The following is a 6,343-nucleotide window of genomic DNA, read 5'->3' on the forward strand; positions in this document are numbered from 1 at the left end:
CCCGCCCACGCGCTGCCCGGCCTGGCCGGCACCGCGATCTGCCGCCGGCTGCGCGCGGCCGGCGACTGGACGCCGGTCATCTTCCTCACCGCCCGGGACGACGAGGTGGACCGCGTCGTCGGGCTGGAACTGGGCGCCGACGACTACGTCACCAAGCCGTTCAGCCCGCGCGAGCTGCTCGCCCGGCTGCGGGCGGTGCTGCGCCGCACGTCCGGCGTGTCCGCCGAGCAGCCCCGCACGCTCGGCGCCGTCACGCTCGACCCGGCCCGCCGCACGGTGACCGCCGCCGGTACGCCGGTGCAGCTCACCTCCACCGAGTTCGACCTGCTCGCGCACCTGATGGCCCGTCCGGGCCGGGTGTTCACCAGGGAGGAACTGCTGGCCGGCGTGTGGGGGTACGCGGCGCACGCCGGCACCCGGACCGTCGACGTGCACGTGGCGCAGGTCCGGGCCAAACTCGGCCCGGACAGCGTGATCCGCACCCACCGGGGCGTCGGGTACGCCGCCGATGCCTGAGCAGCCGGCCGGACCGATGCCGCGCCGCCCCGGGCGGACGCTCACCGCCCGCGCGGTAGTGGCCACCTGCGCGGTGGCGCTCGTGTCGGTGCTCGTCACCGCGCTGGTGGCGGTGCCCCTGGCGGTACGCGGCGCGGAGCGCCGGGACCAGGAGGCGCTGGCCGCCCAGGCCCGGCTCGCCGCCGACGTGCTCCGGGTGCGGGCGGTACGCCAGCGCGACGGCGCCGGGGACCGGCTCATCCGCCAACTGGGTCAGCAGCGGATCGAGGTGTACCTGATCCGGGACGGGCAGGCCGACCGGCCGGGCCTGCCCCGACCGCTCCTTACCCGGGTGGCCGGCGGCGACAACGTCTCCGGCCGGCGGCTCGTCGACGGGGAACGCCGGCTGGTCGAGGCGCGGGCGCTGCCCGGCGGGGACGGTGTGGTGCTGACCCGCGCCCGCAGCGCCGCGCCCTGGCGGCAGGTGCTGCGCGGACTCTGGCTGCCGCTGCTCGCCGGACTCGCCGCCGGGGCGGCCGCCGGACTGCTGCTCGCCCGCCGGCTGGCCCGGCCGATCCGTACCGCCGCCACCGCCGCCGCGCGGCTCCGGGCCGGGGACCGGACGGTCCGGGTGCCGGTCGAGCCGCCCGACGAGGTGGCCGACCTGGCGTACGCGCTCAACGGCCTCGCCGCCGCGCTGGCCACGAGCGAGGGTCGGCAGCGCGAGTTCCTGCTCTCCGTCTCGCACGAGTTGCGGACCCCGCTGACCGCGATCCGTGGCTACGCCGAGGCGCTGGCCGACGGGGTGATCGAGGCCGACGGGGTGCCGGAGACCGGCCGGACCGTGCTCGCCGAGGCCGAACACCTGGACCGGCTGGTCCGCGACCTGCTGGCGCTGGCCCGGTTGGAGGCGGTCGACTTCCCGCTGGAACCGGTGCCGGTCGACCTGACCCGGCTCGCCGCCGACGCGGAGCGCGCCTGGTCCGGCCGGTGCGCGGCGCTCGGGGTGCCGTTCCGGCTGGAGACGCCGGACGCGCCGGTGCCGGCGTACACCGATCCGGGCCGGATCCGGCAGGTGGTGGACGGGCTGCTGGAGAACGCGCTGCGGGTCGTACCGCCGGGGGCGCCGGTGGTGCTCGCGGTCCGGGCCGCCGGTCCGGCGGGCGGTGGGACGCTGGAGGTCCGGGACGGCGGACCCGGCCTCACCGACGACGACCTGGACGTGGCGTTCGAGCGGGGCGCGCTGCACCAGCGGTACCGGGGGGTGCGCAAGGTGGGCAGCGGTCTGGGCCTGGCGCTGGCCGCCGGGCTGGTCCGCCGGCTCGGCGGCGACATCACCGCCGGGCACGCCCCGGAGGGCGGGGCCGCCTTCACCGTCGTGGTGCCCCCGGATCCTTACCGGGCTCGAACATCGGCTTGACCGTTCCCTCGTGTCGGTGCGGAACGCTCGGGGTCGTCACCGCGAGGAAAGGACCACAGATGGCACGTCAGCGAATCGTCACCGGCGCCACCGCGCTGCTCGCCGCCGCCGCGCTCGGACTCGCCGGGTGCGGCGCGAGCCGGCCCGGCGCGGAACCCGACCGGGCGGTCGAGGTGAGCGCCGCCCTGGGCGCGGAGGGCCAGGCGCTCGCCGCGCTCGGCCTCGACGCCGGTGACCTGGACGTCGAACCGGTAGCCGCACCGGCGTCCACCGGTACGCCGCAGGCCGGGCCGGACGGCAAGGGCGAGCGGGCGGAGGGGAACAAGCGCCACCGGGCCCGGGTGCTGCTGCGGCGCAACACGCTGCACGGCGAGGCGGTGGTGCGGACCAGGGACGGCGGCACCAGGACGGTGGCGGTCCAGCGCGGCGAGGTGACCGCGATCGACGAACGGTCGATGACCGTGAAATCCACCGACGGTTTCACAGCGACCTGGACGTTCGGCGACAAACTGCGGGTGGTCGAGCGCCGGACCGCGATCCGATCGAACGACATCAAGATCGGCACGACTGTCGCGGTGGCCGGAGCGAAGGACGGCGGCGGGAACGTGGCCCGGCTCGTGGTGGTTCCGATTCGCCAGGAATAGGTGCCTGGGCTGTCGTGACGGAAGCAATGTGCCAGGCTACGCTATGCCCCGACCCGACATCGCCTCCGTGGAGAATCCGTGAAGCTCTCGATCCTCATGCCGGTCTACAACGAGGAAGAACGTATCGCGGATGCCCTCAAGCAGGCATTGGCGGTCGACTACCCGTGCGAGATCGAGCTTGTCGTCGTGGACGACGGCAGCCGGGACGGCACCGGCGAGATTCTGGGCCGGGTCGACGACGCGCGCCTCCGGGTGATCACCCACCAGCGCAACGCCGGCAAGGGCGCGGCCATCAAGACCGCCGTCGACAGCGCCGAGGGCGAGTACATGGTCATCCTCGACGCCGACCTCGAGTACGACCCGCAGGACATCCCGCGTCTGCTGGAGCCGGTGCTCGACGGTCGGGCGACAGTCGTCTACGGCAATCGGACCTTCGGCAGCCACAGCTCGTACAGCTTCTGGTACGTGATGGGCAACAAGGGCGTCACGCTCGCCGCGAACGTGCTCTACAACTCCTACATCGGCGACCTGGAGACCTGCTTCAAGCTGATGCCGCTGGAGCTGTACCGCTCGCTGCAGGTCCGCTCCCGGGGCTTCGGCATGGAGGCGGAGGTCACCGGCAAGCTGCTCCGCCAGCGCATTCGCCCCTACGAGGTGCCGATCAGCTACCGCGCGCGGGGCCGCGAGGAGGGCAAGAAGATCACCTGGAAGGACGGCGTCGAGGCGATCTGGATCCTGGCCCGCGAGCGCGCCCGCCGCCGCCCGGCCACTCCCGCCGCCGCGCACTGAGCCCGCACCGCCGCAACCCCGCGATCCCGGCACGAGCCGAGGTCGCGGGGTTGCGTCGTGTCCGGGGCGCTCAGCCGAGGAACGCGTCCACCGAGCGGCGCAGCCCGGCGGCGTCCAGGCCGTGCCAGCGTTCGTGGTCCTCGGCGCTGCCGTAGCGGCGCAGGTCCTCACGACCCACCCCCAGCGACAGCAGCCGGTGCGGCCGGTCGGCCAGCGCCTCCGACACCACCCGCGCCGAGGTGCCCGCCAGGTACGGCTCGACCACCATCACCTCGGTTCCGGCCAGCGCCCGCAGCCCGGCCGTGTCGAACGGGCGCGGCCGGTGGGTGTAGGCCACGGTCACCGCCCGGTCGGCGGTCGCGGCCAGCGCCGCGTCCAGCACCGGCCCGACCGCCACCAGCAGCGCCGCGCCCGGCCCGGCGTCGCGCACCACCCGCAGGTCACCCGCCTCCGGGTACGCCCGCGCGTTGGCCCGGATCGACAACCGCAGGTACGCCGAGTCCTGCCCGCACACGACGTCGCGCAGCAGCGGCCGGACCTCGTCCGGGTGCCCCGGCACGTGCACGGTCCAGCCGTGGAGCGTGTCGATCAGCGCCACGTCGGCCGGACCGAGGTGGGTGCGTCCCGCCTCCGCCCGGTCGTACGAGCCGCCGATGCCGACGAGCACCGCGCCGACGCCCTGGTGGTCGAGGTCCAGCTTGATCTGCTCGTACGCCCGCTCGACCAGGAACGGGGCGTAGCTGTGCACGATCGGCCGCTGCCCGGTCAGCGCCAGCCCACCCGCGACCCCGACCATCAACTGCTCCCGGATTCCGACGTTGATCACCCGGTCCGGGTACCGGGCGGCGGCCGGCTCGAACGCGGCGGCGGAGATGTCGGCGAGCACGACTGTCGTACGCGGATCGGCGAGCACCTCCTCGGTGCTGGTGACGAACGCGTCCCGCATGGTGCTGCTCATGCTCACTCTCCGTCCGTGACGACCGCGACGACGACGTGCGGCCGGTGATCGTCGTGCCCGGTGAGGGCGGCGTGCAGGGCGTCGTGGTCGCGCCCGTCGACGGTGGCGGCGCTCCACCCGTTCACCGCGAACCGGCTCGCCGCGCCACCCGGCCAGCCGTACGTGGCCGAGCGGTTGTCCAGCACGATCGCGGTCAGGTTGCCCAGCCCGGTCGCGCCCGCGTACGCGATCGCCTCGTGGTTGGAGCCCTCGTCCAGTTCGGCGTCGCCGAGCAGCACGTACACCCGGGGTTCGGTGCGGCCCTGGGCCCGCAGCCCGAGCGCGGTGCCCACGCCCAGCCCGAGGCCGTGGCCGAGCGAACCGGAACCGATCTCGACGCCCGGCACGAGCGTGCGGTCCGGGTGGTCGCCGAGGCGGCTCGCCGGGCCGCCCTGGTCGTCCAGCCACTCGGGCGGTACGAAGCCGCGGGCGGCGAGCAGCGCGTAGTAGCCGGCGACCGCGTGCCCCTTGGAGAGCAGGAAGCGGTCCCGGTCCGGGTCGTCCACGGTGGCCGGGGTGATCCGGAGCACCCGGTCGTAGAGCACCTGGAGCACGTCCAGCGTCGAGTACACGTTGGCGCCGAACTCGCGGCCGGCGCGCACCCGGTCCAGCAGCGCGCCCAGCTCGGTGGCGGTGGTCGTCGTCATACCGATAGCCTCGGACTTGAAGCGAACTTCAACTCAAGGCCGTGTGATGCACGAAGCAACACTGACCATCGGACAGCTCGCCGACCGCAGTGGCGTCGCCCCCTCGGCGCTGCGCTACTACGAGCGGCTCGGCCTGATCCACGCCGCCCGCACCGGCGGGAACCAGCGCCGCTACGCCCGCACCGAGCTGCGCCGGGTCGCGTTCATCCGGATCTCCCAGCAGGTAGGTGTCTCGCTGGAGGAGATCCGCGCGGCGCTCGACTCGCTGCCGTCGGGGCGTACCCCCACGCCCGACGACTGGGCCGCGCTGTCCCGCGCCTGGCGGGACCGGCTGGACGAGCGGATCCGGCTGCTCGGCAAGCTCCGCGACGACCTGGACGGCTGCATCGGCTGCGGCTGCCTGTCGTTGCAGCGCTGCACGCTCTACAACCCCGGCGACTCGCTCGCCGACGAGGGCCCCGGCCCGCGTCTCATGCTCCCGCGCCCCGGCCAGGGCTGACCGTCACCGGACCAGCAGCACCTTGCCCAGGTGGTCGTTGGTCTCGACCAGGCGGTGCGCGGCGGCGGCGTCGGCCATGTCCACCCGGGCGTGCACCACCGGCCGGACCCGGCCCGCCTCCACCAGCGGCCACACCTGATCGCGTACGCCCCGGACGATCGCCGCCTTCTGCTCGTCCGGACGGGACCGCAGCGCTGTCGCGTGCACCGCCGCCCGCTTCGCCAGCAGCATCCCCAGGTCGAGTTCGCCCTTGCGGCCGCCCTGCATGCCGATCACCACGAGCCGCCCGCCGGTCGCCAGCGCCGCCACGTTCCGGGGCAGGTAGGACGCGCCCATGATGTCCAGGATCACGTCCGCGCCCCGGCCGTCGGTCACCCGGCGTACCTCGTCCACGAAGTCCTGCTCCCGGTAGTCGATCGTGTGCGCGGCGCCCAGCTCCCGCAGCCGGTCGTGCTTCGCCGAGCGGGCGGTCACCACCACTGTCGCGCCGAGCGCCACGCCGAGCTGGATCGCGAACGTGCCGATCCCGCTGCCGCCGCCGTGCACCAGCAGCGTGTCACCCTCGGCCAGCCGGGCCAGGTCCACCACGTTCGACCAGACCGTGCAGGCCACCTCCGGCAGCGCCGCCGCGTCGACCAGCTCCACCCCGGCCGGCACCGGCAGCAACTGCCCGGCCGGCACCGCGACCTGCTCGGCGTAGCCGCCGCCGGCGAGCAGCGCGCAGACCTCCTGACCCACCGACCAGCCGGTCACGCCGGGACCGAGCGCACGCACCGTCCCCGAACACTCCAGACCGGGGTACGCGGACGCGCCCGGCGGCGGCGGGTAGTGCCCCTGCCGCTGCAACAGGTC

8 protein-coding genes are annotated in these 6,343 nt (G+C 74.6%); 5 read left to right on the forward strand and 3 right to left on the reverse strand.

Annotated features, from left to right (window positions below; translation table 11 throughout):
• The 4 genes from KBX39_RS19930 to KBX39_RS19945 form a co-directional block, all read left to right on the forward strand.
• A partial coding sequence (locus KBX39_RS19930) for a response regulator transcription factor (RefSeq protein ID WP_210871923.1) occupies positions 1-516 on the forward strand: 516 nt, incomplete at its 5' end.
• Positions 509-1,915 carry a HAMP domain-containing sensor histidine kinase gene (locus tag KBX39_RS19935; RefSeq protein WP_210871925.1) on the forward strand — a complete coding sequence of 469 codons (1,407 nt, stop codon included), beginning with the start codon at positions 509-511 and terminating at the stop codon, positions 1,913-1,915. The genes KBX39_RS19930 and KBX39_RS19935, both read left to right, overlap by 8 nt.
• Positions 1,916-1,974: 59 nt before the next feature.
• Positions 1,975-2,559, forward strand: coding sequence for a hypothetical protein (locus KBX39_RS19940; protein WP_069089216.1), 585 nt, complete (start codon positions 1,975-1,977; stop codon positions 2,557-2,559).
• Between the two features lie 78 nt (positions 2,560-2,637).
• On the forward strand, positions 2,638-3,348 hold the full coding sequence (locus tag KBX39_RS19945; protein ID WP_043327778.1) for a glycosyltransferase family 2 protein: 711 nt from the start codon (positions 2,638-2,640) through the stop codon (positions 3,346-3,348).
• A gap of 70 nt (positions 3,349-3,418) precedes the next feature.
• Here KBX39_RS19945 and KBX39_RS19950 read toward each other — a convergent pair whose 3' ends face one another.
• Together KBX39_RS19950 and KBX39_RS19955 are read right to left on the reverse strand one after the other, a co-directional pair.
• Positions 3,419-4,294, reverse strand: a complete 876-nt coding sequence (locus KBX39_RS19950; RefSeq protein ID WP_064448141.1) for a transketolase family protein — start codon at positions 4,292-4,294, stop codon at positions 3,419-3,421.
• A gap of 14 nt (positions 4,295-4,308) precedes the next feature.
• Entirely contained in the window at positions 4,309-4,992 is a 684-nt protein-coding gene (locus tag KBX39_RS19955) for a transketolase (protein ID WP_064448118.1), read from the reverse strand.
• A 46-nt stretch (positions 4,993-5,038) separates the two neighbouring features.
• Here KBX39_RS19955 and soxR point away from each other — a divergent pair, with 46 nt between their 5' ends.
• The gene (gene soxR / locus KBX39_RS19960; RefSeq protein WP_030499370.1) at positions 5,039-5,491 is read left to right on the forward strand and encodes a redox-sensitive transcriptional activator SoxR; all 453 of its coding nucleotides are present in this window, start codon (positions 5,039-5,041) and stop codon (positions 5,489-5,491) included.
• A 3-nt stretch (positions 5,492-5,494) separates the two neighbouring features.
• On the opposite strand, the gene KBX39_RS19965 is transcribed toward soxR, so the two are convergent.
• Positions 5,495-6,343, reverse strand: an 849-nt coding sequence (locus KBX39_RS19965) for an NAD(P)H-quinone oxidoreductase (protein ID WP_210871927.1), incomplete at its 5' end; no start/stop codon positions are given.

It is taken from the genome of Micromonospora sp. D75 (assembly GCF_018070405.1).
Taxonomy (GTDB): domain Bacteria; phylum Actinomycetota; class Actinomycetes; order Mycobacteriales; family Micromonosporaceae; genus Micromonospora; species Micromonospora chalcea.